The organism is Herbaspirillum sp. 3R11 (genome assembly GCF_004563925.1).
GTDB lineage: Bacteria > Pseudomonadota > Gammaproteobacteria > Burkholderiales > Burkholderiaceae_D > Herbaspirillum.
In genome coordinates this window covers 167,417-192,564 of sequence record NZ_SPNJ01000004.1, presented here as the reverse complement: position 1 = coordinate 192,564, position 25,148 = coordinate 167,417, and the positions used below count along the sequence as shown (strand labels likewise).

Here is a 25,148-nt window from a genome sequence, read left to right as displayed (position 1 = left end):
TCCCGATGATTTGATCATTGCTTGCCGGTCTGCGTCGTTCATTGATGCAGACCGGATGTCCGAAGTTCATTTGCGTGAGGACGCCATGATTCTCTACACACCACCCAAGACCGCGCAGCGCCTGCCGGTCATCGACTTCGCCGATGCGTTTTCAAACGACCTCGGCAAGCGCGAAGCCGTCGCCTGGGAGATCCACAAGATCGCCCGCGACGTCGGTTTCTTTTATCTGGTCAATCACGGCGTGCCGCAAAGCCTGGTTGACGGCCAGTTCGACTGGGCGCGCCGTTTCTTTGCTGCGTCGGATGCGGTCAAGCGCGCAGTCGACATGTCGCTGTCGCCGGCCGGTTTCGGCTATGAACGCATCGGTACGCAGGCGCTTGATGACGGTCCGACCGATCTCAAAGAGGGCTTCCAGTTCGGCACCGATCTGCCGCTGGATCATCCCTATGTGCAGCAAGGCGTGCTGCGCTACGGTCACAATCTATGGCCGCAAGAGTTGTCCGGAATGCGCGCGCATGCACGGCAATATCATGCCGCCATGCGCATGCTGTCGCAGCGGCTGCTGGCGATCATTGCGCTGTCGCTGCAACTGCCTGAGGACTTCTTCAATTTCGCACTCGGCACGCCGATCGCGACACAGCGCATGCTGCACTATCCACCGCAGCCCGCCGACGCCCAGCACAACCAGATCGGCGCCGGTGCGCATACCGACTGGGGGCTGGTCACCATCCTGGCGCAAGACGACATCGGCGGTCTGGAAGTGCGCAATGCCGACGGTGACTGGGTGCGCGCGACGCCTCTTCATGGCAGCTTCGTGGTCAACATCGGCGACCTGCTGCAGCGCTGGAGCAACGACGTTTATCACAGCAATGCGCATCGTGTGCGCAACGACAATCCAGTGCCGCGCTATTCGCTACCGTTTTTCATGGATGGCGACCATGCGGTGACGGTGTCGTGCCTGCCGTCGTGCTGTTCCGATGAACATCCCGCGCGCTATGCACCGTGCACCATCGGCGACTACCTCGCACAAAAAGTACAGGAAACCTTTGGCGCCGCCAGCGTACTGGCTGCGGCGTCGTAAATTTATTCTGCGGCGAAGGCGACCATGATGGCGCGCCGGCTGCTCGGCCATGTCTCTGCAGGAGCAGGACACGGCTGGTTTTAAAGGAGTTGCATCATGCTGGTTACGAAACAAAAAGTCTTGCGCAAGTTCTGGTACGCGGTCATGCCAATTTCAATGCTGGAAGACGGCCCGAAACCTTTCACACTGCTGGGCGAGAACATCGTGGTCTGGCTCAAGTCGCCGGGCAAGCCGGCAGCCTTGCAGGATCGGTGCTGCCATCGCACCGCGAAACTGTCGAAAGGTTTTGTCGAGAACGGCAACATCGTCTGCGGCTATCACGGCTGGACCTTCGACTGCGCCGGCGCCTGCGTGCGCGTGCCGCAGAATACCGATGGCTCGGTGCCGGCCGGCGCGATGGTGCAGTCGTATTACTGCGAAGAGCGCTACGGCTATGTGTGGGTGGCGCTGGAGAAACCGTTGCGCGACATCCCGTTCTTCCCGGAAGAAACCACGCCGGGCTACCGCCGCATCTTCCAGTTCTATGAGCGTTGGGAAACCAGCGCGCTGCGCATGATGGAAAATTCCTTCGACAATTCGCACTTCAGCTACGTGCATCGTGGCACTTTCGGCCTGTACGACCAGCCCAAGCCGGAGAAGTACGAGATCAACGAAACCGACTACGGCTTCGAAGCGGAAACCCTGGTGCCGATCAAGAACGTGCCGGCCAGCTATCGCGTCACCGGCACCACCGACGACACCACCATGCGTCACATGTTCAACCGCTGGTACCTGCCGTTCTCGCGTCGCTTCGGCTGCCAGTACCCGAGCTCGGGCCGCCACCACATCATCTACAACTGCGCCACGCCGATCGACGATGGTTCCATCATGCTGGCGCAATGGCTGTACCGCAACGACACCGAAGAGGATTGCGCCGAAGCCGACCTGATCGCCTGGGATGCGCCGATTCTGGTGGAAGACCGCGAGATCCTGGAGGCCACCGATCCCGACGCCTGCATCGACGTGCGCCGCAAGGCGGAATTTCACATGGCGTCCGACCGTCCGGGTCTGATCATGCGTCGCATGCTGTTGCAGTTGCTGGAAGAGCATGGCGAATCCGAAGTTTTTCGCAGCAAAGACTAGAGGCCGGGAGCAATGATGAAAAGAGACGATCACGCGATGCCGCAGCTGGCGGCATGGGAGCAGGGCGCTGCCGATCCTGCATCCGCCATTGATGCGGTGCTCAGTGCGCAGCGGGTGGAGAAAACTTATCGCAACGGCACGCGCGCGCTGGACGAGGTGAAGCTGGATATCCGGCGCGGCGAGTTCGTCTCGCTGCTCGGGCCGTCCGGCTGCGGCAAGAGCACGCTGCTGAAAATGTTTGCCGGGCTGGAAGAGCCGTCGCACGGCCACATCCGCTGGTGGGGCAAGAATCTGGCGACGGTTGGCACGCCGGATCATACGCTGGCGATGGTGTTCCAGGAAGCGACGCTGATGCCGTGGGCCTCGGTAGAGCAGAACGTGCGTCTGCCGCTTGACCTCAAGCACATGCCGCGCACCGACAGCGACGTGCGTGTACGTGACGCGCTCAAGTTGGTGGGGTTGGATCGTTTTCATGATGCCTATCCGCGCGAGCTGTCGGGCGGCATGCAGATGCGTGCGTCGATTGCGCGTGCGCTGGCGACGCAGCCGAATCTGCTGCTGATGGACGAACCATTCGGCGCGCTCGACGAGTTCACGCGCAACAAGCTCGACGCCGACCTGCGCAAGATATGGAGCCAGCAAGACCTGACCGTGGTATTCGTCACGCACAGCATTTACGAGGCCGTGTATCTGTCGAGCCGCGTGGTGGTGATGGCGGCGCGGCCGGGACGCGTGATTGCCGACGTGCCGATTGAAGCGCCGGGCGCCGGCGGCATGCGCGACGATGCGTTCCGCATCTCGCCGGAATTCATGGGCTATTGCAAGATACTGTCCGACTACCTGACGCTGGCCAATCAAGAGAATCAAGGAGGAGCACATGACACCGCTCATCACTAATCCGACATTTCTGCGGGTTGCCGCACCATTCTCGATCGGCGTGGTGTTGCTGCTGGCGTGGCAACTGATCTGCACGGCGCTGGAGGTGCCGGTCTATCTGGTGCCGACGCCATTGGTGATTGCCAAGACGCTGGCGGCGGATTGGGGCTTGCTGTCCGACTCGTTGCTGGTGACGCTGAAAATCACCTTCATGGCCTTCGTGCTGTCGGTGCTGCTGGGTGTGGCGATTGCGTTTGTGTTCGTGCAGAGTCGCTTCATCGAGGTCAGTTTCTTCCCCTATGCCATCATCCTGCAGGTGACGCCGATCGTCGCCATCGCGCCGCTGATCATCATCTGGGTCAAGGAACCGACCTTTGCGCTGGTGATTTGCGCGACGATCATGGCGCTGTTCCCGATCATCTCGAATACCACGCTGGGATTGCGCAGCGTTAATCCGGGGTTGCTCAATCTGTTCAAGCTGAACAAGGCGTCGCGCTGGCAAACCTTGCGCCGGCTGCGCATCCCCAGCGCCTTGCCGTACTTCTTTGGCGGCTTGCGGATTTCCAGCGGGCTGGCGCTGATCGGCGCAGTGGTGGCGGAGTTCGTCGCCGGCACCGGCGGCACCGGGTCAGGGTTGGCGTATCAGATTCTGCAGGCGGGGTTTCAGCTGAATATTCCGCGCTTGTTTGCAGCGCTGTTCCTGATTACCGTGACCGGGATCGTGTTGTTCCTCGCCATGATGGCCTTGTCGCGCGTGGCGCTGGCCGGATGGCATGAAAGCGAAATGGGTTAGAGAAAAATGACTACTTCTTTCTTGATCAGCAACATCGACGCCATCATGACCGGCTTGCCCGGCGCGGCGGTCCGTCATGCCGGGCCGGACATCCGCGTGGTTGACGGCGTCATCGGCGCCATCGGCAAGCTGTCGCCCCTGCCGGGGGAGGCAGTAGTCGACGCCACCGATTGCATCGCGTATCCGTCGTGGGTGAACACGCATCACCATTTGTTCCAGTCCATGCTCAAGGGCGATCCCGCAGGCATCGATGCGTCGCTGACGCCGTGGCTGGCGGCGACGCCGTATCGCTATCGCGCCAGATTCGACGAGAAGCTGTTCCGCCTGGCGGCGCGCATCGGGCTGGTGGAGCTGATGCGTTCCGGTTGTGGCACCGTGGCTGATCACAACTATCTGTACTACCCCGGCATGCCTTACGACACCTCGGCGATTCTGTTCGAAGAGGCCGAAGCGCTCGGCTTGCGCTTCGTGCTGTGCCGTGGCGGCGCGACGCAGACGCGCCAGTTGGAGGCGGAGTTGCCGACGGCATTGCGTCCCGAGACGCTGGACGTCTACCTCACCGACATGGAGCGCCTGATCAAGCGTTATCACGATCCGTCGCCGGCGGCGATGCGCCGCGTCGTGATGGCGCCGACCACGCCGCTGTATTCGGCGACGCCGGAAGAGCTGCGCACCATGGCCGGTTTCGCGCGCCGGGCCGGCGTGCGTCTGCACAGCCATCTGTCGGAAACCGTGGGCTACCAGGACACCGCGCACGGCAAGCACGGATGCACGCCGGTGGAATTTGCCGAGCGCTGCGACTGGCTCGGCAGCGATGTCTGGTTCGCCCATCTGGTCAAACTCGATCCGTCCGAAATCGCTTTGCTCGGCAAGACCGGCACCGGCATCGCGCATTGTCCGCAAAGCAACGGCCGGCTTGGCAGCGGCATCGCGCCGATCCGCCAACTCGAAGAGGCCGGCGTGCCGGTCTCGATCGGCGTCGACGGCGCGGCCTCCAACGAGGCGGCCGACATGCTGTCGGAGACGCATGCGGCCTGGCTGATGCAGCGAGCGCGGCGCGGCCAGGAGGCGACGCCGTCCTATGCCGGCGGCAGCTTCGAAGGCGGCGCCGACGCGGCGACGGTGGAAGACGTGGTGCGCTGGGGCACGACCGGCGGCGCCAGAGTGCTGGGGCTGGGTGGACTCGACGGCTTGCAAGTCGGACAACAGGCCGATATCGCGCTGTATCGTCTGGACGATCCGCGTTATTTCGGTCTGCACGACCCGGCGCTCGGGCCGGTGGTCGGCGGCGGCCGGCCCTTCCTGAAGGCCTTGTACGTGGCCGGCAGGGCCGTGGTCGAGGATGACGTCATCGCGGGTGTCGATCTGGCGGCGCTGGGTCGCGAGGCGCGCGCCGCCACCCGACGCCTGCTGGAGGACTAGCCGCACGGGCAAGCCGGCGGCTTGGGGCGCAGCGCTAAAACTGCTAAAATGGCGGGCATGATCAAGCGACGCAATGCCTCTCCCGCCAACCGTTCCGACGCTGCAGCCCTCGCGCCGGAATCCTCCGATATTATTGCCAGTCAGGAAAAAGTCGCGCCGCTCAAGGCCGAACTCGACCTGACGGATCATTTCCTGATAGCAATGCCGTCGATGCTGGACCCGGTTTTTGGCGGCACCGTCGTCTATCTGTGCGAACACAACCAGAACGGCGCGCTCGGCGTGGTCATCAACAAACCGACCGACATGACCATGGATGTCCTGTTCGACCGCATCAATCTCAAGCTGGAAATCATCCACGACACGCCCGAAGCCAAGCCGGAGCTGTACCGCAGCCAGGTCATGTTCGGCGGACCGGTGCAGGTCGAGCGCGGCTTCGTGCTGCATAGCGCGATGGATCAGTTCTCGTCTACCCTGCAGGTGACCGACGGCATTTCGCTGACCACCTCCAAGGATGTGCTGGAAGCGGTCGCGCACGGCGACGGTCCGGAGCAGGTGCTGGTCAGCCTCGGTTGTTCGGGCTGGAGCGCCGGTCAACTGGAAGAAGAACTCGGCCGCAACGGCTGGCTAACGGTCAAGGCCGATCCCGCCATCATTTTCGACTTGCCGGTGGAGCAGCGCTTCACCGCCGCGCTGGCCTTGCTGGGCATCGACCCGGTCATGCTCAGCGGCGATTTCGGCCGCGCCTGAGCGAAACGTCGTGGAAACGCTCCTGGCCTTCGACTTCGGCTTAAAGCGCATCGGCGTGGCAATCGGCAATACCCTGATCAAGCAAGCCCAGCCGCTCACCATCATCAGCGCGACCACCAACGACGGCAAGTTCGCCGAACTCGGCAAGCTGATCAGCGAGTGGACGCCGGCGCGCTGCATCGTCGGCCTGCCCAGCCATCCGGACGGCGCCGAGCATGAAATGACCGTACGCTGCCGCCGCTTCGCCAATCAGTTGCACGGACGCTTCGGCGTCGAAACGGTGCTGGTGGACGAACGCTATTCGTCTGCCGTCATCGAACAGCGCCGCGGCGAGCATATCGACGACGAAGCCGCCGCCATCATTTTGCAGCAATATTTTGACGATACCCATGAGCACAACTAACCCTTCCTTACCGCTCGATGCGGAAGCGCTGTACGCCAGGCTGGCGCAGCAGGTAAAAACCGGTTTGCACGGCGTCGAACAGGTCGCCATCGTCGGCATCCATTCCGGCGGCGCCTGGCTGGCCGAGCGCCTGGCCAAAGAGCTGCAACTAACCGATAAACTCGGCTTCATCGACGTTTCCTTCTATCGCGACGACTTCGCCGAGAAGGGCCTGCGTGCCGACGTTAAGCCGAGCCAGATCGGCTTCGACGTCGAAGGCGCGACCATCGTACTGGTCGACGACGTGCTCTACACCGGCCGCACCACGCGCGCGGCGATCAACGAACTGTTCGACTACGGCCGCCCGGCGCGCATCCTGCTGGCGGCGCTGGTCGACCGCGGCGGCCGCGAGCTGCCGATCGCTGCCGACTTCCTGGCCGAGACGATTGCGCTCGCCGATGATCAATCCCTGCAACTGCAACGCGCCGACGACGGCCGATTTTCCCTGACGGTGGTCCATGCTTAATCCACAACTGAACAAGAACGGCGAACTGCAACATCTGCTGACCATCGAAGGTCTGCCCAAAGCCATCATCACCAACATCCTCGACACCGCCTCGTCCTTCGTCAGCATCGGCGACCGCGAAGTGAAGAAGGTGCCGCTGATGCGCGGCAAGAGCGTGTTCAACCTGTTCTTCGAGAACTCCACGCGCACCCGCACCACCTTCGAGATCGCCTCCAAGCGCCTGTCGGCCGACGTGATCAATCTCAACATCTCCGCCTCCAGCGCCAGCAAGGGCGAGTCGCTGCTCGATACCATCGACAACCTGGCGGCGATGCACGCCGACATGTTCGTGGTGCGCCATTCGCAATCGGGCGCGCCTTACCTGATCGCCAAGCACCTGATCGATACCAAGCAGTCGCACGTACACGTGGTCAACGCCGGCGACGGCCGCCATGCGCATCCGACGCAGGGTCTGCTGGACATGTACACGATCCGTCACTACAAGAAGGATTTCACCAACTTGCGCGTGGCCATCGTCGGCGACATCCTGCACAGCCGCGTGGCGCGTTCCGACATCCACGGCCTGACCACGCTGGGCGTGCCGGAAGTGCGCGCGATCGGTCCGCGCACCTTGCTGCCGAATGGTCTGGAGCAGATGGGCGTGCGCGTCTTCCACAACATGGAAGAAGGCTTGAAGGACGTCGACGTCATCATCATGCTGCGCCTGCAGAACGAACGCATGAGCGGCGCGCTGCTGCCGTCGGCGCAGGAGTTCTTCAAGAGCTACGGCCTCACGCCGGAACGCCTGGCGCTGGCCAAGCCGGACGCCATCGTGATGCACCCGGGCCCGATGAACCGCGGCGTCGAGATCGACTCGGCGGTGGCAGACGGCGCGCAAGCCGTGATCCTGCCGCAGGTGACCTTCGGCATCGCGGTGCGCATGGCGGTGATGAGCATCGTCGCAGGCAACTAAGCAACAACGAATTCAACGCGGACAAGAGTGGAACAGAGCGCATGAAACTGCATATCAAGAACGGCAGACTGATCGATCCTGCCAACAACATCGACGCGCAACAGGACGTCTTCGTGGCCGACGGCAAAGTCGCCGGCATCGGCCAGGCGCCGGCCGGATTCACGGCAGACAAGACCATCGATGCGAGCGGCCTGGTGGTTGCTCCCGGGCTGGTCGACCTGAGCGCGCGCCTGCGCGAACCCGGTTACGAATACAAGGCCACGCTGGAATCAGAAATGCAGGCGGCAATGCAAGGCGGCGTGACCAGCCTGCTGTGCCCGCCCGACACCGATCCGGTACTCGATGAACCCGGCCTGGTCGAAATGCTCAAGCATCGCGCCAAGTCGCTCAACCAGGCGCACGTGTATCCGCTGGGCGCATTGACCATGGGCCTCAAGGGCAAAGCCCTGACCGAAATGGCCGAACTGACCGAAGCCGGTTGCGTCGGTTTCTCGCAAGCCGACGAGCCGGTGCTGGACACCACGGTGCTGCTGTCCGCACTGCAATACGCCAAGACCTTCGACTACACCGTGTGGCTGCGTCCGCAGGATCCGCATCTCGGTCGCCACGGCATCGCGCACAGCGGTCCGGCAGCGTCGCGCCTGGGTTTGTCGGGTGTGCCGGTGATGTCGGAAACGATTGCGCTCTACACCATCTTCGAGTTGGTGCGCTCTACCGGCGCGCGCGTCCACCTGTGCCGCATGTCGTCGGCCGCCGGGCTTGAACTGGTGCGCGCGGCCAAGCGTGAAGGCTTGCCGGTCACTTGTGACGTCGGCGCCCATCATATTCATTTGTCGGACATGGACATCGGCTTCTTCGATTCCAATGCGCGCGTCAATCCGCCGTTCCGTTCGCAACGCGACCGCGATGCGATCCGCGCGGCGCTGCTGGACGGCACGGTCGATGCGATCTGCTCCGACCACACCCCGGTCGACGACGACGAGAAGCTGCTGCCGTTCGGTGAAGCCTCGCCGGGCGCCACCGGCCTGGAATTGCTGCTGTCGCTGTCGCTCAAGTGGGCGGAAGACACCGGTGCGACCGACGCCATCAGCAAGGCGGTCGCCAAGGTCACCGCCGATGCGGCGCGCGTGGCGCGTCTGCCGGCCGGCAGCCTGAAGGTGGGCGACATCGCCGATGTCTGCATTTTTGACCCGAAGACGCGCTGGACCGTCGAAGCCAAGGCGCTCGCCAGCCAAGGCAAGCACACGCCTTTCCTCGGCTATGAACTGAGCGGCCAGGTCCAGGCGACCATCGTGTCGGGCCACGTCGCGTTCGAACGTTAAACACGGAAGTCCCATGCTCGTTTTCCGCGTGTTGCGCATGGTGGTGCATCTGTTCGTCGGCATGGCGATCTGCGCCTTCCTCTTTCCCCTGGTCGGTCCGGCGCGCCGGGAAGGCCTTGTCCGCCGCTGGTCGCATCAGTTGCTGGGCATTTGCGGCATCAAGCTGGTGGTGCGCGCGCTGCCCGGCACGCCGGCGCCGCCGCGCGCGCTGATCGTCGCCAACCACATCTCGTGGCTCGATATTTTCGTGGTGAATTCGATGCAACCGTGCCGCTTCGTGGCGAAGTCGGACATCCGCAGCTGGCCCTTCATCGGCTGGCTGTGCGCCAAGACCGGCACGATCTTCATTTCGCGCGGTAAGGCCAGCGACGTGCGTCGCATTTTCAAGGGCATCGTGGAAAGCATCGAAGCGGGCGACCGTGTGGCCTTCTTCCCGGAGGGCACGACTGCCGCACAGGGCAAGCTGCTGCCGTTTCACGCCAACCTGTTCGAAGCGGCGCTGGACGCCAAAGTGCCGGTGCAACCCTACGCGTTGCGCTATCTGGATGCGCAGGGGAATTACCATTTCGCCGCCGACTTCATCGGCGACACCACCATTGTGGAAAGCATTCTGGCCGTGTTGCAGGCCGGTGCGATCACGGCGGAGCTGACGCAGTTGCCGAGCATTCCGACCGAGGGTGTGCATCGCCGCGAGCTGGCGGTGACGGCGCGCAAGGTGGTTGCCGACGGACTCGGTTATTTGCCGGACGATCTCACAAAAACTGCTCCGCCCGCGGACAATCCACCTGGAACAGCGCCCGGTCCTCAAGCCGTATCGCAGTAAGCTTTCCGCCCCAGACACAACCTGTGTCGAGCCCGATCAGGTTGGGACGCAGCGTCAATCCCAATGCCGACCAATGACCGAAGACGCACGTGACGTCGGCAGTCTTGCGTCCCGGCATGTCGAACCACGGCAGATAACCTTCAGGCGCAGCGCCGGCGCCTTCCTTGATCTTGAAATCGATGCCGCCGTCGGGTCGGCAAAAACGGATGCGCGTGAGCGTGTTGATGATGCAGCGCAGCCGGTCGTGGCCTTGCAAGTCGTCGCTCCACACGGCAGGCTCGTTTCCGTACATCTGACGCAAGAAATCGACCCAGTCGGGGCCGCGCAGCATGGTTTCGACTTCATGCGCCAGCGCCATGACTTTACCGGCATCCCACTCCGGCAAGACGCCGGCATGGAACAGCAGATGACCGTTCTCGAACAGCGCCAACGGGCGATGGCGCACCCAGTCGAGCAACTCGTCGCGGTCGGGGGCGATCAGGATGTCGTGCAAGGTGTCGGTGGCGTGCAGCGGGCGGATGCCCTGAGAAACGGCAAGCAGGTGGAGGTCGTGGTTGCCGAGGACGGCCTGGGCGCGGTCGCCAAGCGAGCGGATGTGGCGGAGGGTTGAAAGAGATTGCGGTCCACGATTGACGAGGTCGCCGACGAAACGCAATTGCGCGTCCGGAGAACTTGCATCAATACGAGAAAGGAGTGACGTCAATTGGCCGTCGCAACCCTGAATGTCTCCTATTGCGTAGGTTGGCATGAGCTGGAATTTGTTTGTATTTATGAGGTTTAGGTGCAGCAATAGACCACGGTGTCAGAGAAAAAGTGCGTCTTTAATGACAACTTAGTGCGCATGAGAGCTTAATGCGAATAAAATGCCCGCTGGTTATCAAAACACTTATTTAACTGAGAGATAACGTATCTTACCCAGATTTGTCGATTGATTTTCGACGAAGATAAGCTTTGAACGTGTGCATGGCGAAAAATGTCTCTGTGTCTTCGGTATAAAGTGGAACATAAAGCAAAACGGTGACCAATTGCAGAGAATTAAGTTGAAATGGGATAACTGGCCATATCAAAAGTTTGTTCGTAATATCGGATGGAATTTGATAGGTCAAGGCGCGCCCTTGTTGGCCGCGTTGATTTCGATCCCGCTTCTTGTCAAAGGACTTGGGATTGACCGGTTCGGCATATTGACGATTGGCTGGATGCTGATCGGTTACTTCAGTCTGTTCGATCTGGGTATCGGCCGCGCGCTGACGCAGATCATCGCCGCAAAACTGTCTGCCGATTCCGATTCCAGCGCGCGTCGCGACATCCCTTTGTTTATCTGGACCGGCCTTTTAGTGATGCTGGTACTGGGAATTGTCACCAGTCTGCTCATTGTCGGCGCCAGTCGCTGGATTGTTGATGTTGCACTCAATATTCCGGTCGATTTGCAATTCGAAACCCGGCAGGCGCTTTATGTGCTGGCGCCGACCATTCCTCTGGTTGTGATCGCTTCGGGCCTGCGCGGCGTGCTGGAAGCCACACAAGAGTTCAAAGCGGTCAATCTGGTGCGCATTCCTCTGGGCGTATTGATGTTTGCCGCGCCGGTCTGTGTACTGCCTTACAGCCAAGACCTCGGCATGGTCTTTTTGTCGCTGTTGCTGGTACGCCTGCTGACGACGATAGCGTTCTTCTGGCTCTGCCGGCGCGCGGTACCCGGCTTTACCCGGTTTGCATTTTCAAAGTCGGTGTTGCCGGAGTTGCTCAGGTTCGGCGGCTGGATGACGGTCAGTAACATCGTGAGTCCGATCATGGTGCAGATGGACCGGTTTTTGATCGGCGCGATGATGTCGGTCGCAGCAGTTGCCTACTACGCGACGCCCTATGAGATGGTCACCAAACTGCTGATCATTCCCGCCGCAATCGCCGGAGTGTGTTTTCCTGCCGTCGCCAATATGCTGGGGCGCCAGGCGCATGCTGAGGCGAGCAATCTATATGGCCGCAGCTGTAAATATGCCGTCATCCTGATGTTGCCTGCGGTTCTTGTTTTTGAACTGTTCGCGAGCGACATACTGCATCTCTGGCTGGGTGGAAAATTTTCGGCAGAGAGCACGCTTGTGTTTCAGATTCTGACTATCGGCGTCTTGATCAACGGCGTTGCGCAAATACCGTTCGCCTTTCTGCAGGGAGGGGGACGCTCCGATATTACGGCGAAATTGCACCTCGCTGAAGTCGTCGTCTATCTGCCATTGCTGTGGGTGTCCGTCAAAATGTTCGGCATTGCCGGCGCTGCTGCCGCATGGACTATCAGGGTAATGATCGATGCGTTGGCGTTGCATTGGTATACCAGATCAATTTATGGACTCGGTAGTGCGGAACGATGAGTTCTGCCTCAACCGTATGCCGGCTGGTTTGACAGCCATGTGATGCTCATCATCGAATAACTGAGAACCTCAATTCATGAATTTGGCTGCCGTGATTATTTGCTATTTCCCGGAAATGACGGGAATGACGCGCTTGCTGCAAGTTCTTGCGAGGACGTGCGGCATGGTCATCCTTGTCGATAATGGCGGACTGGATGCCTATACGGAAGAATTAAAGCCATTCTCCGATAAGGTAAGAATCATCAATCCTCAGGTCAACGTCGGAATGGCAAGGGCGCTGAATCTCAGTTTTCAACTGGCGGAAGAGTCGGGGTTCTCTCATTTGATCAGCTTTGATCAGGACAGCAATTTGGAAGCGGAGACGCTCGAAATCCTCATCAATGACTTCAATGTGCTGGAGCGCGCCGGCATCAAGCTTGCCGCAGTAGGGCCTCGATTCTACGACCCCAGAAGCACGGCGACGGAAGGCGGGGAGGCGATGCGAGACATGAGCGGCGCCGGCGGTTCGGAGCGAGCGGCTCGTTCGTACATCATCACTTCAGGTTGCCTGGCAAGTGTTGTTGCGTGGCGAGAGTCCGGAGGTTTTGACGAGAAGCTGTTTATCGACTTGGTCGACATAGAATGGTGCTGGCGACTTGGCTCAGAAAAGTATCAGGTATACGTTTCGAAGGATGCGGTGATGGCTCATCGCTTGTCGAAAGGCATGAAAATATTCCTGGGGAAGTTCAGATTCAATACGTATGACCCCATACGGCGATTCTATATCGCCAGAAACACGACCTACTTGCTGTTTCACAGGCATTGGAGCCGCGCGCAGAGAGCTTTTCTTGTGAAATCATTCCTGTTTTCGGCTGCATCGGCTATCGTCTCGGATGAACGAAAAATCAGCAGTATCAAAAATATCGCAATAGGTTGTGCTCACGCAATCCGGGGGCGCATGGGCAAGTATGTGGAGGAAGGTAAATGACGCTTATGCGGCGCAGCCTGGAATGGCTGTCTGTAGTATGTTTTTTGCTGTTTACGAGTGAAATCATGCTGGGTGGTGCAGGGGAAATGATCATGATTTCAGGGATCGGTATTCGCCGTTTATTATTCCTGCTGACCGTGGCGTCGTTCGTGTCGCTGGGCGTTGTGCGACTGGCAGCGAAAGAATACCAGTTCAAGATTGGCAACTGGAAGTCCGGTTTGATTGGCGCCGTGATCATCGCTGTCTGGGTATTCCTGATTCCTCGGCTGTATGGGCAGGGAGCCGGTCTGGCATTACGCGATGCGGGACCACTGATTGGCGCCGCTCTGGTCGTTGCCTTGTTCGACGATGCAGTGCTTCTTGAATTCTGGAAAAGAATCCGCGGGTATTTGTTTTTCCTGCTGCTGCTGTATGCGCTGTTTCACATCTTTCTGTACGTCGACGGATTGATGGATCCGCAGACATTGTGGATCAAGTCGAACAGACTGAGAGATTTCTGGGATCCTGCCTGGCCAACTTTCGGAGACAAGTTTGTTCTGACCGGTGTCAAGCCATGGGGGCCCAGAGTGAATTTTGCCTCTTCGTTTCTGATGCTGATCAGCTTGTATCTCTCGCTCTTTTGCCTGTCGGGATGGAACAAGTTTCTGCGCACTGCACTGCTATTGGTATGCCTCGTTGCGATCGGCGTTACGCAGACCCGCAGCCTGCTTATCGCTGCGGGCGTATTTCTTTTTGTGACATACCTGTTTAAGCGACATAAACCGATCAGCGTAAAGAATGACTTTTATTTATGGCTGCTGATTGCCGCGCCGTTCGTATTGGTTTTCGTGTTCTTGCCGACGATCGACCTGAATAGCTCCTTCTTGCACGTATTTTCGCGTGGCGAAACCGATAATATCCGATCGGATCAGTTACGATCACTGTTTCAGAATATTGGTATGTTTCCATTTTTTGGAAGCGGATTCGGAGCTCATGCTGTCTATATCAGAGATCCGTTGGCGCCGTTTTCTTATGAACTGGCGGTCATCGCATTGATCATGAAAATGGGGATAGGTGGAATGATTGCGCTAACGTATTTGCTTTTTTCTTATGTCCGCGCTGCGGCGGGCAAGCTCGAACCTCGCCGAATGGCAGTTGCAGCAGGCCCCTACGCGCTTTATTGTGCGATCATCGCTGCTAATTTTTTCAATCCTTCCATTTTCAGTTTCTTTGGGACATTTTTTATTATCTTTGTCTGTCTTGAAACCAAATACCTACTCATGTTGACCTATGGCGATCAGAATTAGCGTATGCATGGCAACATACAATGGTGCCTTGTATATCAAAGAGCAACTTGACTCGATTCTGGCGCAGATCGGCCCGAACGATGAGCTCATCATCGCCGATGACGGATCGACGGACGAGACTTGCGGAATTATCGCGTCCTATTCGGACGAACGGATTGTGTTTGTACGGAATCCTTCCACACTGGGACACGTGCAGAATTTCGCCAAGCTGATGTCTTTGGCGCGCGGCAAATATATCGCTCTGAGCGATCAGGATGACGTCTGGGTCGAAAACCGGCTGAACCGGATGTTGGAAACATTGGAGGCATCGCCGACGTTCTCCCTCGTCGTCGGTGATTTCGCGGAAATCAATAACGCTGGCGAGTTGACCGGACCCGTACATGCAATGGGGCCGTCGCCCTCATGGATGTTCAGGCAACTGTTTTTGGTTTTCCTGGGGCGCGTGCGTTATTTCGGCTGCACCTTCATGTTTCGCAGCGATTTCAAGAGATACATCTTGCCGATTCCTGCGGCCATGGATGCACATGATGTCTGGATTGCGCTCAATGCATGTATCCACGGACGTATTATTCACGTGAAAGAAGTCGGGCTTCTTCATCGGATCCACGGCCGTAACTTGACACCCCCACGCCGCCGCAGCTTGCCCAAGGTTTTTCGCGCGCGTGTTATCTATTTCCTGGGAATTTCCCGGTCGCTGTTCCGGTAGCAAGTGCTTGCCGGTACGGCGCCTTCGAGACACGACGACGCCCGTTCAGGACGGCTATAAATGCCTTGAATGGATGCCGGTTGTGTGAGGGTATGGTTTGCGAACCGCAGTAACTACGCAGTGCAATGGAGGAATCTGATGGTGCCAACAACATCAGATCGTTGGTTGCCTGGCGGCTGTATTTCAGCGACGGCAGGCGGTGGGGAGCGTCGCTAGACGCATCCTGGACTACTTCATTACAAGTTCAAGAAGCTTGGCTGGATATTTGGATAGAATCTTCAGCATATTAGTGCGGATGCCATTTTCCCGACACGCGCGCAACACTTCCTTATTTAACTGAATCTTTGCTCGCAAGCCTGCGGTGCTGACTCCGCCTGTCTGCATTTTCACCATCACTTCGGGAACGTGACGATAGGACAGGTTTGTACCCGTGAAGGCTCGTACGATAAACTCAAAATCACCAGCGATTTTATAGTCGTCTTTGAATTTCCCGACGCGTTCAGTCACACTGCGCCGCAGGAACAACGCGGGGTGCGCCGGCATCCAGCCGTAGGCGAGACGATCGGGATGGAAGCGATCTGATCTGTAGCGTCTGACAATCTTGTCGGGGTTCTCGGGATGAAAGAAGGACACATCTCCCATCACTGCATCCAACGAGCTCGGGCCCATCAGTCGGGCAACGTCAGACAACACCTCCGGTGAGGCGTACTGATCGTCAGCATTCAAAAAGCAAATGACATCGCCGCTTGCACGGGCCAGGCCCTTATTCATCGCATCGTAGATCCCTTTGTCCCGTTCACTGACGATCTGCGCCAGATGAGGACGAAACCGTTCAAGGATTTCTGAAGTGCCGTCCTTGGAACCACCGTCGATAACGATGTGTTCAACGTGAGGCCAGGTCTGGCCGACGACTGACTGAAGCGCCGTTTCAAGCGTTTGTGCGCTGTTGAAGCAAACCGTGATGACAGAGATGGTGAGAGGTTTTTGTGCAACTGGTGTCATTGGCGTTTTCAATAGCGGATGAATTTTCGCGCGATTTCCTTGAACCACATCGGAACGAATTGCTGTATCCAGCGGCGGGTGGTAACTGTCGATATAGGTTTTAGGCCAGCCTTGAAAGAGGGGAACAGCGTAGTTACTTCGCCAATAATGGTTGTAAGCTCTTGTTCGTAGGCATCGTAGATCAACTCAGGCTCTTTGCACTCTGAGGTGTAGAAGCTCGACAGCCGGTCAAACTTATGATTCTCCAGCAACTGAAATTGATGGAAGTGATAGAAAATCAATGGGTTGCCATCTACGGTGATATGCCCGGCTTCGTCAAGATCAAAATAATATTGCGAGTAATTCCAAGGAGCTATTCCTGCGCCTGGGTGCAGTAAGATATGGCAGGATGAATAGCGTTCAGGCCACTCATCAAGGTACTTTTGATCCCCCATCCGGCCTTCTTCCAGGCGGTAATAACACCATTCGATACACTGCTCGCGCCAGCGGTTCAAACAGGCCATGCCTTGCTCGTCTCGGCGGAAACTAACCCATTCGACGCAAAAGCGACCATTGACCTCTCGGTCCTGCAAACGAGGCGAAAAACGATGTTCGATGATGGCGATCGATGCGCTACCTATTTCTTCAAAAAGAGGTGCAATGGAAGAATAAAAAAGAAGATCTGCATCAAGATAAGTAATGAAGTCAATATCCGGATTCTTCTCAAGCACATAGTGCGGCAGACAAGGCGACAGCGTCCAGCAATACTCGGCTACGCCCCGGTCGGCCTTTGCTTTGCGGAGATCATCGTTTTCAATGTCGCGCAGCGGGATGCATGTAATGAATGTTAGGTTAAGCCGTTCCAGAACGCGTTGGGTTTGTTCGTCCATGCACAGCACGAAGACATTGGCGCCCGGGCAATGCTGAGCTAGGCTGCGCAACATCGCAACCCCTTTGAACAGATAGCCACTGTCAAACAAAGTGCAAAAATAATGAGGCTTAACTTGCATTGTGCATTTTCCTACAGACATAGGTTCGGTTGGCGTGCCATGCGCCGGCAGTGGCAGGATCAGGCTCACGAGAGAGTGTAAATGTGTCGATGCATTCCAGGCTATAACGCCGGAGCATATCTAACAACTCTATCTCGTTAAAATGTATCTCCACTGTCTCCACCCCATAAGCTTGTTTTCGAAAATATTGATGGGGAAGGCCTTCGACCACAGGTGTTCGGTGAAATATCGCAAATTCCTTCGCTACCCGCGCGGTTTCTGCGATTGCTTTTTCAAATTCTGGAATGTGAAGCAGGCAGCAACCTGAAACAACAACGTCAAAGGCCTCATCACCGAAACTCAAGGCCGTCGCATCCTGTACCGACAGCGGAATATCGGGATGGCATTTTCTCCCGAGATCAATAAACGCAGGAGAATAATCGCATCCACTATACACGAAGGGTAGTTGCTTGATCTTGAGTACTTCTGAATAAAATGCACTCGAACATCCAACTTCCAGTAGGCTTCTGCAGCTGGATTGCGCAGCGATTTTCTGTAGGGCCGAAACCATCACGTCGAATACGTCGATGGATTTACCCCGGCGATATTCCGCTAGCTGTCGCTCCACCAGTTCTCGTTGCCGTGCCGGCAATAATTCAGATTGCCAAGAAGAACGCAAGCGACTGGTTTCCTGGTCGACGCGACTCACTTGAATCTGTTCATACGACGAAGATACTGAACTCCCAGAGAATAAACGCTGATGCACTTTACGCAAAAATTGCTTTAGCCGAGGGAAGCGGCCGAGTATTTTTCGAAGCGATGCCGTCATCGTTTGCTCCGGTAGTGGCGCTCGAGAATGGGGGCCAGCTCTTTCATTCGATGGGCGTAGGTATGCTCGGACAGCGTACGTTTCTGACCGGCAAGGGTGATAGCCTTGGCTTCGGCAGGATGGTCGATGTAATAACGGATTAATTCTGCCGCCTCTTCTTGGCTAGAGTAGGCGACAACTTCTTTCCCGACTTCGAACAGCTCGCTCAAATTGTCCTTGCGGTCAGTAAGGAGCAGTGTACCTACGCCTGTTGCTTCAAACAGTCGCATATTATTGGCATTGTTTTCGGCGACATTGATATGGCGGTTCAATGTGATTCTGCTGCGTGCCAAAGCCTTATACATGTTCAGACCCCAGACTTCACCGTTGTGCCGCTTGCGAATCAGCGAATTGCGTGGCAATGTTTTTGCACCGTAACCAAAAAACTCGATCGGGGTTGTTTTTGCAAGATGTTCCAGCAGAGGGATCGCTTTCCCATGATGTCGACTGATGCCGCCGACAAAACTTATATCCACGTCCTTGTCTACATTACCCAACAAATCAAGTACGCGTGTATCGAAACCGATCTTGAAGTATTCCGAGGCAATTCCCAGCGCCTTGAGCCGGTCTACAAAATGAGGGAATGAGGTCAGAATCAGATCGTAGCCATCGAGAAATGATTGCGGAGGAAGCGGGCAGGCAATCTGGCCCACGATGAGACCAACGTCTTTTTTCAATTCACGTAAAACGTCGCCCGGAAAAAAACTCAGATCCTGACAATATAGAACGTCCGGTTTGAATGCCCGTATTTGAGCAATCGCGACCTCCATCAGACCCGGTAGCGCTGCCAATCGCCTGCCGATGACTGGCAGCCGGAAAGTGCGGTGGGGGAGCTTAAGGGCGAAAGCGCTAAATGGCACCGCGTTCTCCCGGGCCCAGGTATCTTGCAAAGGTACGCAATTCGCGATTACATCGATTACTTCGTGCCCCATCTCGTTAAGGTGCCGAGAATAGAAATCCGATGTGCCGAAAGCGGCCTCTAGCAGGGAGGCTCTCTGTGCGTCTGCACTTTGATGTTTGAGGCCTTTATTGCGCTGATAGTGCGCCTTCAGAAACTTGGCGTAGTAGGTGTCTAGTATAGCGATACGCATGATGTGTTATTTATTTGTATCCGGGCGGGCACGCAATTCAACCAGCAGACTATCACCTTGTCCCAGCATATCCACGGTACGATTGACGACAATCATTGCAAAAGTGAGGAGCTTGCTCATACGGCGCGCGAGACCCCTTTTGACGCGTGTAACGAAACTGATGCGCTGTGCCGCAACACTTCCGGACGACCATCCGCCGGAGGCCTGGCCTTCTGTTGTGTTTTCAGCCATCGCACGGAGTTGAAGAACGGACCAAAGATTGGGTGTAATAGTCCGAGCGCTGATCACTTCGTAACCGGTCTTTTCTGCCAGCTTACGGAACGACTGTCGATTGAAGTGGTGCTGATGGTACGGCACATGCCAGTTGATCCACTTGTGTCCAGACAGTTTACGTTGTAGCGAAGCGGCATTCGGAAAGGACATTACCGCCCGACCATCCGGCTTCAAACGATGGCGGATGTTCAGCATTAATGCCTCTGGATCCGGTACATGTTCGATCACCTGATTCAATACGATCATATCGAAAGTCTCGCCGGGGAACGGTTGATCATGGATGCTGCCGACATGCACGCGCAAACCGAAATGATCGGCTATTCGACGGACATTCGGATCAGCTTCGACGCCATATCCTTCCACGCCGAGATTACGTTGTTCAAGAAGCGAGAGGCAAGAGCCGCTACCAATGTCCAAAACCTTTTGGCCAGGTTTTGCCAGGTAATGGCCCTGATTGTCTGTTCCGGCAAACCAACGTCGTGTCTTGGCATGAGGTTCAAGGACTTTCGAAGCCTCTTTCTCAAGACCTTCAAATTCGACGCTGCGACGCGGGTAATAAGTGCTGTACAACGCTGGAAGATCTGACTCCTTTAACGGAGGAGTCGTAGCCATCTGAGTACATATGTGACAGCGCTGGATTGAAAACACCCCTGGGCATCCATAGCGATCGTCCCAGATTTTGTCAATGAAGACGCTCATGCCGCTACCGCAAACGATACAAATGGTGGGAGCGGCAGTATTCATTTTGGGGAACTCTCTTTTTGGTTAATTTTAAATTGTTGCAAGGCACGCAAAGCGGCAAAGCATGTCATGCGCAATGGCGCGGTCAAGCGTTGAAGAGGTGACCCGACCAGCATGTAAAATGCCAGACGGCGAATTATATTACTCGATGAGCGCGGACTAAAAAGGCGATCCCACCAGTTCATGCTGGAGACATCGTTACCGTACACAGGAGGGGAGTAGACGGCTGCATGGCTACTGACCAATAGCGGCACGCCGGCACGACCAAAACGCATCGCAATTTCATAGTCAGCCAAATAATGGGGCAACCAAAACGGACGCATTTGTCCGTACAGTTCAAATAGCTCAATTGGATATAGCGTGCCACGCCCTGACAATGCATCTACCTTGTAGGTCGGCGCGGGGGAACGAATTTGATCCGGAGATAGTTCATTGAACAAGTCCCATACCGCAATGCGATTGAGATTGATACGAGGACCAATACTGACAATTGGAGGGTCTTTGTCGTCTTCGTGTATTACGCTTCCAACAGCGGCACCGCCTCCTTCTTTGCTTACGCGCATTAACGTTTCCACATAATCTGGCTCAAACCAAGTGTCGTTGTTGAGAAATAATACGTAGTCATTCGGTCGTTGACGCGCTAGCGCATATGCAAGCCCTTTCTGAATCGCTCCTCCCCACCAGAGACTTCCGTTTCCGCGCAGTTCGACGACATCCTTTTGCTGCGAAAGGTAAGTTGCAGTGTCATCAGTCGATCCGTCATTGATGACGACAATATTGAGTTCTGGAGCCAGGCTCTGTTGGCGTAGGGCGTCGATTACACGTCGAGTATGTTGTACGCGATTAAATACAGGAATTAGAACGTAAATGGTCATGTCTGCAATGATGCTTAAAAACGTTTTTCAAGAAACCAGCTTGAATATGCCGAACAAAAATCATCGACTTGTACTGTACTGCCGGGGTAGGGATCAAACGTATCGCCGATTTTATAGTCGTATTGAGAGAACAGCTTCTCTAGTCTATCTGCGTCTAATAGCCATACAGGATAGCTGGCGTCGTAGATCCACGATGGGACATGCTGTACGACCAATCTGTCGCGACCAAGCCGATGTGCCAACGTCTTGTCCAGCAAGAGATAAGGCAGTCCAAGGGACAGCATTTCTTCCAGCTGTTGATAAGGTTTTTCGAGATATTGTAAAGTGGCCGACAAGAGGCCGAAGTTAGGCGTAACTGCTGCCGAGCATTCTTTCAATGAAAAATGGAAGCTAAGATGCTGATCAGAAAATTCCGAACGCCCTGCTTCCACATAGTGCGCCTGCTCGACGACTCCCCAGAGCAAGTCCGGCAGATGATTCAAAGCGTGGTGGTGTTGATGATAGGTGCTTCCTAAGGCACCTCCAAAGTCCAACACATGAAGTTTTCCATGTGAGCGCGATGCCGCATAGAGAAGCCATGTCAACTGCGGATGGGAGTAAGCAGGTGTTTTATAAACGACGGTGTCTCTCTCATATGCTGCTTCCCCATGCTGTACCGTTCTCGTCGCGATAACGGCTTTCTGCAGGATCGTAGGTTGGTCGTAACCGCGCGCGTCGGCCAGCGCGGATTGCCAGTTTTCGTAGTCACCCTCGAAGTAGTTATTAGTTGCTCGATGTTCCGCTTCGCGCTCGGCTCGTTCATCCTTACCAACTTGGATGAAAGTACGTACGCCGAATAGAGTCAAATCCAGAGTTCTCACTTTTCGTGCTCCAGCCATTGCCGATATGCAATCCGAGGGAATTCGTCTAGCTCCCCCCCTGGGGTCGCGTTGACGATCGTGATGTTATTGGCTGCGGCAATTCGGCCAATAGCACGGTATTGTCTCCACAAGCGCGCCAACGATTGAAATTCGTCATGCCAAGGGGTTTGAACATCGCCATCTTGTGTCACAGAAAAGTCTTTGCCAGCCTGGACCTTTAGGTCGAATGCATAGACGTATTGCTTGCTCTTGAAATGATCGTGGTCAACACCAAGCATTGCGATCTTGTCGAAGCCAAGATACATGGCAATCATTAGCGCCATGATTGGTACGGATTCGATTCGTGGTATTGGTTTGGTCAGATCTGGAATTGCCGGCGAACTAAGTTCGTCGAAACTTTCGCGAAACGCAACATAATGCACTTTCCGACCGTGGAACAGATCGTGACGACGCACTAGATTTTCTTCCGTTTCATTAAGAAACAGCTCTGCGTCACCAAGATGTGCATGCATTTCCTCAAACCAAAGCACAGTGTCCGCCTCGGTCATGCGTCCATATGTAATCTGTGGGACGCAATGATAGCGAGGTGCGATGGTTTGATAGTCGCGATGAAAATATCCGTTGGAGACGCTAATGACGATTTTCCCCGTCAGTGCCGACAGATCAAGCTCTTTTGCGCTGGGGCCATTACCCAATATGACGCATGCATGCCCTCCATGTTTCCCTCGAAAGAGGCTGTTGCTGGCAAGTAGTTCGTGCGGTATTGGTAGCGGTTTCGGTATGGCGCGTCGTTGGCGCAGCAAGACAATTCCATGCGGTAGAATCCAGGAGATGCATCGGCGAAGCTTGCTCAAGGCTGAAGCCATTTCACGACCTCAAAGACTTCCGCATATTTCACACCGATGCGTTGACCGGCATTTTCCGCCTCATTGCGGAAAAAATTGATCCACTTGGCTCCTGTCCGATCCATCTCAGATACATGTGCTCGTATCGCCTGTTCTTTGATATCCCAGAAATCAGTGATATTGCTATAAAAATTTCCGCGAAAATCTGTTGTCGAGTGGTACCAATTGCTTCGATACATGACGAGTCGCGGGACATGGCGGCAACTATGGAGCGTAGCGCGCGCCACTGCCTGATGATCGTGGTGAATATCGCCTGTCCAGTGCGCGTACACCGTATCTATTTTTAGTGATTCAACCAGTTTAAGTATTTGTATATTCAAGCTGTCGACAAATTCAACTTCCAGCGTTTTGAAATCGCCGCAAATCATTTCTTTGACGCCAATAATTTTCATGGCTGCTTCGGCTTCTGCACGGGCTACTTCATTGCTACGAACCGATTGGTCGTATTGATTGGTGAATCCCGATACGGTGGCCACGAAGACGTAAACATCATCGCCTTGCGCCACATGACGAGCCAGTGCTCCTCCGCAACCCAATTCGACGTCATCGAAATGCGCGCCAATCGCCAAAATATTCATTGTTTTCCTCTTAGGAGTCGGCGGGAACCATCTATTCCGCAATTAAACAGCGCATCCACCGAGCTGAGATAGGGTTCGAAGTCGCCATGTAGCTGCGGATAGACAGGGTGTTGAAAGTTCTGCCAAACAACGTCGATACCCGCCTGATGGAATAGTGTTTCGTCCATGTAGTCGCGTGCCCCAACTCCGGACAGATAACGGGTTGCATCAACTTTCTTCAGCAAGTCGATCAGCAGTTCATTTTTTGCACCCGTGGGGGATAGCGCGCTGGAAAAAATCATCGGGCGAACGACATCGAGCAGCGACATTAGCATCCGAATAGAACGCAGATTGAAATCTGCAAGCATGGTATCAGAGGTGCCGTACAGTTCGCGAAGATAAGGCATGATCTCTTCGTAATATGGCGCCGTCCGATAGTTTGTTTCGAGCAATCTGAGATTTTCTGCGCGCCAGTCAACGACAGTCGAGATCTCGATTTCGTTTATAGGTGTGTCTCGCGGCGCCTTTTTCACGCTGACGCTCAGCCATTGTGCTCCTTTAGGAGTCTTGATCTTATCGCGATGAGTCCATGCCCTGGAGGTGCCATTGACGAACTGCACGTGATCCAGAACCAGATACAGTTCACTTGATAAGAAACGATGGAAGAAGCCGAGATAAGGAATAAAGTCTGGCTGATGGATAACGACGGTCTTGCTCATGATTGGCAACGCAGCTCCATAATTGCCGTGATGACGCGCTGACGGCCATGCAGGCCAATTTTTTCTATGCCCCGTCGGCTCATCGTTTCTATTGGCAACATGAGGTCAAACAATGACCAATCGATGTCGTCATGATGGCCTGCATAGCGTGATACCCCAAAATTTTCCAGTGCTTGCCCGACGGTTACTTCAAATTTTTCGTTTGCAATAACAATTGTCGGAAGCCCGGATGCTGCAGCTTCAAAAGGTGTCACACCACCTCCTGTGATAGCAAGATCGTGGAGGCTGAACTCTTCAATTAAAGAGGGAACCCCTTGTTTTAAGGAAAACGCAGGAGTAAGCAGCTCTTGCAATTCATCCATATGTGCAAATCCAGGGCCGACTACAACGGTCGCTGCCTTTCCGATCTTCATCAGGTGACGAACCACAGATAACGTCACGCCATAAGTATCGCTTCCACCTAAGGTCACCAGCAACGAGGTTTGACTGGTGCGAACACGTTGAAAATTCCGGATTTCCGGATTGATGACCAGATAGTCTGGTCCTTGCAATACCCGCTTTCCCTTAAGCGTGCCCACTTCATCAAAAATCAACGCCGCGATATTAATGTCCGCATACGGGGAACCACTTCCGCGATCATCAAAGGTAACCAAGGGAATTCCGGCTTCCGTAACACGTGCGGCATGGCGCGCGTCCGTGTTAAGCCGATCATTGATCCAAAGGCGAATATTTCTCTTTGCGACAATATCTTTCTCCCACTCTCCCGCACGCTCGAGCGGCACGATCTCACTGTCGTATCCACGTGAAGCAATCAACTCCAAAGCTGGTTTGTGCTGATTGAGAAGAAAAATCAAGTCGACGTTGTGCTCTCGCAGTCCATCGGCCAATGCCAGAGCACGAAACAGATGCCCCATTCCTCGAGCG

General features: G+C 55.8%; 27 protein-coding genes. 15 read left to right on the top strand and 12 right to left on the bottom strand.

Annotation, left to right across the window (positions count from 1 at the left end; all coding sequences use genetic code 11):
• Positions 1-55 precede the first annotated feature (55 nt).
• The 11 genes from E4P32_RS17825 to E4P32_RS17775 all read left to right on the top strand — a co-directional run bounded on the left by E4P32_RS17825 (position 56) and on the right by E4P32_RS17775 (position 10,046).
• On the top strand, positions 56-1,081 hold the full coding sequence (locus tag E4P32_RS17825; protein ID WP_233526770.1) for a 2-oxoglutarate and iron-dependent oxygenase domain-containing protein: 1,026 nt from the start codon (positions 56-58) through the stop codon (positions 1,079-1,081).
• Positions 1,082-1,177: 96 nt separating this feature from the next.
• Positions 1,178-2,203, top strand: a complete 1,026-nt coding sequence (locus E4P32_RS17820) for an aromatic ring-hydroxylating dioxygenase subunit alpha (protein ID WP_116436549.1) — start codon at positions 1,178-1,180, stop codon at positions 2,201-2,203.
• A gap of 15 nt (positions 2,204-2,218) precedes the next feature.
• Positions 2,219-3,100 (top strand): ABC transporter ATP-binding protein, encoded by an 882-nt coding sequence (locus E4P32_RS17815; protein ID WP_116436548.1) that lies wholly within the window; start codon positions 2,219-2,221, stop codon positions 3,098-3,100.
• A complete protein-coding gene (locus tag E4P32_RS17810) occupies positions 3,081-3,872 on the top strand; it encodes an ABC transporter permease (protein ID WP_116436547.1) in 792 nt (263 codons plus the stop codon). Before E4P32_RS17815 ends, E4P32_RS17810 begins: the two co-directional genes overlap by 20 nt.
• A 6-nt stretch (positions 3,873-3,878) precedes the next feature.
• Positions 3,879-5,294 carry an amidohydrolase family protein gene (locus E4P32_RS17805; protein WP_116436546.1) on the top strand — a complete coding sequence of 472 codons (1,416 nt, stop codon included), beginning with the start codon at positions 3,879-3,881 and terminating at the stop codon, positions 5,292-5,294.
• A gap of 48 nt (positions 5,295-5,342) precedes the next feature.
• Positions 5,343-6,041: a YqgE/AlgH family protein gene (locus E4P32_RS17800; protein ID WP_116436545.1), complete on the top strand. Its 699-nt coding sequence runs from the start codon at positions 5,343-5,345 to the stop codon at positions 6,039-6,041.
• Positions 6,042-6,051: 10 nt separating this feature from the next.
• Positions 6,052-6,444, top strand: coding sequence for a Holliday junction resolvase RuvX (gene ruvX / locus E4P32_RS17795; protein WP_116436544.1), 393 nt, complete (start codon positions 6,052-6,054; stop codon positions 6,442-6,444).
• Complete coding sequence (gene pyrR, locus E4P32_RS17790; protein ID WP_116436543.1) at positions 6,431-6,949, top strand: bifunctional pyr operon transcriptional regulator/uracil phosphoribosyltransferase PyrR; 519 nt, start codon at positions 6,431-6,433, stop codon at positions 6,947-6,949. The genes ruvX and pyrR overlap by 14 nt, the downstream gene beginning before the upstream one ends.
• Entirely contained in the window at positions 6,942-7,901 is a 960-nt protein-coding gene (locus E4P32_RS17785; protein WP_116436542.1) for an aspartate carbamoyltransferase catalytic subunit, read from the top strand. Before pyrR ends, E4P32_RS17785 begins: the two co-directional genes overlap by 8 nt.
• A gap of 41 nt (positions 7,902-7,942) precedes the next feature.
• Positions 7,943-9,223 (top strand): dihydroorotase, encoded by a 1,281-nt coding sequence (locus E4P32_RS17780; protein ID WP_116436541.1) that lies wholly within the window; start codon positions 7,943-7,945, stop codon positions 9,221-9,223.
• Between the two features lie 13 nt (positions 9,224-9,236).
• Positions 9,237-10,046 (top strand): lysophospholipid acyltransferase family protein, encoded by an 810-nt coding sequence (locus E4P32_RS17775; RefSeq protein ID WP_116436540.1) that lies wholly within the window; start codon positions 9,237-9,239, stop codon positions 10,044-10,046.
• Here E4P32_RS17775 and E4P32_RS17770 read toward each other — a convergent pair.
• Positions 9,976-10,794, bottom strand: a complete 819-nt coding sequence (locus tag E4P32_RS17770) for a symmetrical bis(5'-nucleosyl)-tetraphosphatase (protein WP_116436539.1) — start codon at positions 10,792-10,794, stop codon at positions 9,976-9,978. The two genes, E4P32_RS17775 and E4P32_RS17770, sit on opposite strands and share 71 nt — an antisense overlap.
• 292 nt (positions 10,795-11,086) lie before the next feature.
• Here E4P32_RS17770 and E4P32_RS17765 point away from each other — a divergent pair, with 292 nt between their 5' ends.
• From E4P32_RS17765 to E4P32_RS17750, 4 genes are all read left to right on the top strand, one after another.
• Positions 11,087-12,406 (top strand): flippase, encoded by a 1,320-nt coding sequence (locus E4P32_RS17765; RefSeq protein WP_233526769.1) that lies wholly within the window; start codon positions 11,087-11,089, stop codon positions 12,404-12,406.
• Positions 12,407-12,482: 76 nt separating this feature from the next.
• A complete protein-coding gene (locus E4P32_RS17760; RefSeq protein WP_116436537.1) occupies positions 12,483-13,373 on the top strand; it encodes a glycosyltransferase in 891 nt (296 codons plus the stop codon).
• A complete protein-coding gene (locus tag E4P32_RS17755; protein WP_116436536.1) occupies positions 13,370-14,659 on the top strand; it encodes a hypothetical protein in 1,290 nt (429 codons plus the stop codon). Before E4P32_RS17760 ends, E4P32_RS17755 begins: the two co-directional genes overlap by 4 nt.
• A 7-nt stretch (positions 14,660-14,666) precedes the next feature.
• Positions 14,667-15,365, top strand: coding sequence for a glycosyltransferase family 2 protein (locus E4P32_RS17750; RefSeq protein ID WP_158559758.1), 699 nt, complete (start codon positions 14,667-14,669; stop codon positions 15,363-15,365).
• 228 nt (positions 15,366-15,593) lie between these two features.
• Here the strand turns inward: E4P32_RS17750 and E4P32_RS17745 are convergent, their stop codons facing one another.
• Genes E4P32_RS17745 through E4P32_RS17695 form a run of 11 tightly spaced genes read right to left on the bottom strand, consistent with a single transcriptional unit; the run spans position 15,594 to position 25,138 of the window.
• The gene (locus tag E4P32_RS17745) at positions 15,594-16,367 is read right to left on the bottom strand and encodes a glycosyltransferase family 2 protein (protein ID WP_116436534.1); all 774 of its coding nucleotides are present in this window, start codon (positions 16,365-16,367) and stop codon (positions 15,594-15,596) included.
• A gap of 8 nt (positions 16,368-16,375) precedes the next feature.
• The gene (locus E4P32_RS17740; protein WP_116436533.1) at positions 16,376-17,356 is read right to left on the bottom strand and encodes a hypothetical protein; all 981 of its coding nucleotides are present in this window, start codon (positions 17,354-17,356) and stop codon (positions 16,376-16,378) included.
• Positions 17,346-18,164, bottom strand: a complete 819-nt coding sequence (locus E4P32_RS17735; RefSeq protein ID WP_116436532.1) for a class I SAM-dependent methyltransferase — start codon at positions 18,162-18,164, stop codon at positions 17,346-17,348. The genes E4P32_RS17740 and E4P32_RS17735 overlap by 11 nt, the downstream gene beginning before the upstream one ends.
• Positions 18,161-19,294, bottom strand: a complete 1,134-nt coding sequence (locus E4P32_RS17730) for a glycosyltransferase (protein WP_116436531.1) — start codon at positions 19,292-19,294, stop codon at positions 18,161-18,163. Before E4P32_RS17730 ends, E4P32_RS17735 begins: the two co-directional genes overlap by 4 nt.
• A gap of 6 nt (positions 19,295-19,300) precedes the next feature.
• Positions 19,301-20,311, bottom strand: a complete 1,011-nt coding sequence (locus E4P32_RS17725; RefSeq protein WP_116436530.1) for a class I SAM-dependent methyltransferase — start codon at positions 20,309-20,311, stop codon at positions 19,301-19,303.
• Positions 20,308-21,183: a glycosyltransferase family 2 protein gene (locus tag E4P32_RS17720; RefSeq protein WP_116436529.1), complete on the bottom strand. Its 876-nt coding sequence runs from the start codon at positions 21,181-21,183 to the stop codon at positions 20,308-20,310. Before E4P32_RS17720 ends, E4P32_RS17725 begins: the two co-directional genes overlap by 4 nt.
• A gap of 14 nt (positions 21,184-21,197) precedes the next feature.
• Complete coding sequence (locus E4P32_RS17715; protein WP_158559757.1) at positions 21,198-22,043, bottom strand: methyltransferase, TIGR04325 family; 846 nt, start codon at positions 22,041-22,043, stop codon at positions 21,198-21,200.
• Positions 22,040-22,846 carry a hypothetical protein gene (locus tag E4P32_RS17710; RefSeq protein WP_199525700.1) on the bottom strand — a complete coding sequence of 269 codons (807 nt, stop codon included), beginning with the start codon at positions 22,844-22,846 and terminating at the stop codon, positions 22,040-22,042. Before E4P32_RS17710 ends, E4P32_RS17715 begins: the two co-directional genes overlap by 4 nt.
• A gap of 47 nt (positions 22,847-22,893) precedes the next feature.
• Positions 22,894-23,526, bottom strand: coding sequence for a PIG-L deacetylase family protein (locus tag E4P32_RS17705; RefSeq protein WP_116436526.1), 633 nt, complete (start codon positions 23,524-23,526; stop codon positions 22,894-22,896).
• Positions 23,523-24,224, bottom strand: coding sequence for a WbqC family protein (locus E4P32_RS17700; RefSeq protein WP_116436525.1), 702 nt, complete (start codon positions 24,222-24,224; stop codon positions 23,523-23,525). Before E4P32_RS17700 ends, E4P32_RS17705 begins: the two co-directional genes overlap by 4 nt.
• A complete protein-coding gene (locus tag E4P32_RS17695) occupies positions 24,221-25,138 on the bottom strand; it encodes a glycosyl transferase (protein ID WP_116436524.1) in 918 nt (305 codons plus the stop codon). The genes E4P32_RS17700 and E4P32_RS17695 overlap by 4 nt, the downstream gene beginning before the upstream one ends.
• Between the last annotated feature and the right edge of the window lie 10 nt (positions 25,139-25,148).

Excerpts from the sequence above, each read along its gene's own strand:
- E4P32_RS17800 (WP_116436545.1), top strand. The coding sequence starts at position 5,343 with ATGGCGGGCATGATCAAGCGACGCAATGCCTCTCCCGCCAACCGTTCC.
- E4P32_RS17810 (WP_116436547.1), top strand. The coding sequence starts at position 3,081 with ATGACACCGCTCATCACTAATCCGACATTTCTGCGGGTTGCCGCACCA.
- E4P32_RS17730 (WP_116436531.1), bottom strand. The coding sequence starts at position 19,294 with ATGCGTATCGCTATACTAGACACCTACTACGCCAAGTTTCTGAAGGCG.
- E4P32_RS17695 (WP_116436524.1), bottom strand. The coding sequence starts at position 25,138 with ATGGGGCATCTGTTTCGTGCTCTGGCATTGGCCGATGGACTGCGAGAG.
- E4P32_RS17735 (WP_116436532.1), bottom strand. The coding sequence starts at position 18,164 with ATGACGGCATCGCTTCGAAAAATACTCGGCCGCTTCCCTCGGCTAAAG.
- E4P32_RS17700 (WP_116436525.1), bottom strand. The coding sequence starts at position 24,224 with ATGAGCAAGACCGTCGTTATCCATCAGCCAGACTTTATTCCTTATCTC.
- E4P32_RS17755 (WP_116436536.1), top strand. The coding sequence starts at position 13,370 with ATGACGCTTATGCGGCGCAGCCTGGAATGGCTGTCTGTAGTATGTTTT.
- E4P32_RS17705 (WP_116436526.1), bottom strand. The coding sequence starts at position 23,526 with ATGAATATTTTGGCGATTGGCGCGCATTTCGATGACGTCGAATTGGGT.
- E4P32_RS17760 (WP_116436537.1), top strand. The coding sequence starts at position 12,483 with ATGAATTTGGCTGCCGTGATTATTTGCTATTTCCCGGAAATGACGGGA.
- E4P32_RS17805 (WP_116436546.1), top strand. The coding sequence starts at position 3,879 with ATGACTACTTCTTTCTTGATCAGCAACATCGACGCCATCATGACCGGC.
- E4P32_RS17770 (WP_116436539.1), bottom strand. The coding sequence starts at position 10,794 with ATGCCAACCTACGCAATAGGAGACATTCAGGGTTGCGACGGCCAATTG.
- E4P32_RS17745 (WP_116436534.1), bottom strand. The coding sequence starts at position 16,367 with ATGACACCAGTTGCACAAAAACCTCTCACCATCTCTGTCATCACGGTT.
- pyrR (WP_116436543.1), top strand. The coding sequence starts at position 6,431 with ATGAGCACAACTAACCCTTCCTTACCGCTCGATGCGGAAGCGCTGTAC.
- E4P32_RS17750 (WP_158559758.1), top strand. The coding sequence starts at position 14,667 with ATGGCAACATACAATGGTGCCTTGTATATCAAAGAGCAACTTGACTCG.
- E4P32_RS17820 (WP_116436549.1), top strand. The coding sequence starts at position 1,178 with ATGCTGGTTACGAAACAAAAAGTCTTGCGCAAGTTCTGGTACGCGGTC.
- E4P32_RS17775 (WP_116436540.1), top strand. The coding sequence starts at position 9,237 with ATGCTCGTTTTCCGCGTGTTGCGCATGGTGGTGCATCTGTTCGTCGGC.
- E4P32_RS17725 (WP_116436530.1), bottom strand. The coding sequence starts at position 20,311 with ATGAATACTGCCGCTCCCACCATTTGTATCGTTTGCGGTAGCGGCATG.
- E4P32_RS17720 (WP_116436529.1), bottom strand. The coding sequence starts at position 21,183 with ATGACCATTTACGTTCTAATTCCTGTATTTAATCGCGTACAACATACT.
- E4P32_RS17740 (WP_116436533.1), bottom strand. The coding sequence starts at position 17,356 with ATGCAAGTTAAGCCTCATTATTTTTGCACTTTGTTTGACAGTGGCTAT.
- E4P32_RS17780 (WP_116436541.1), top strand. The coding sequence starts at position 7,943 with ATGAAACTGCATATCAAGAACGGCAGACTGATCGATCCTGCCAACAAC.
- E4P32_RS17825 (WP_233526770.1), top strand. The coding sequence starts at position 56 with ATGTCCGAAGTTCATTTGCGTGAGGACGCCATGATTCTCTACACACCA.
- E4P32_RS17815 (WP_116436548.1), top strand. The coding sequence starts at position 2,219 with ATGAAAAGAGACGATCACGCGATGCCGCAGCTGGCGGCATGGGAGCAG.
- E4P32_RS17785 (WP_116436542.1), top strand. The coding sequence starts at position 6,942 with ATGCTTAATCCACAACTGAACAAGAACGGCGAACTGCAACATCTGCTG.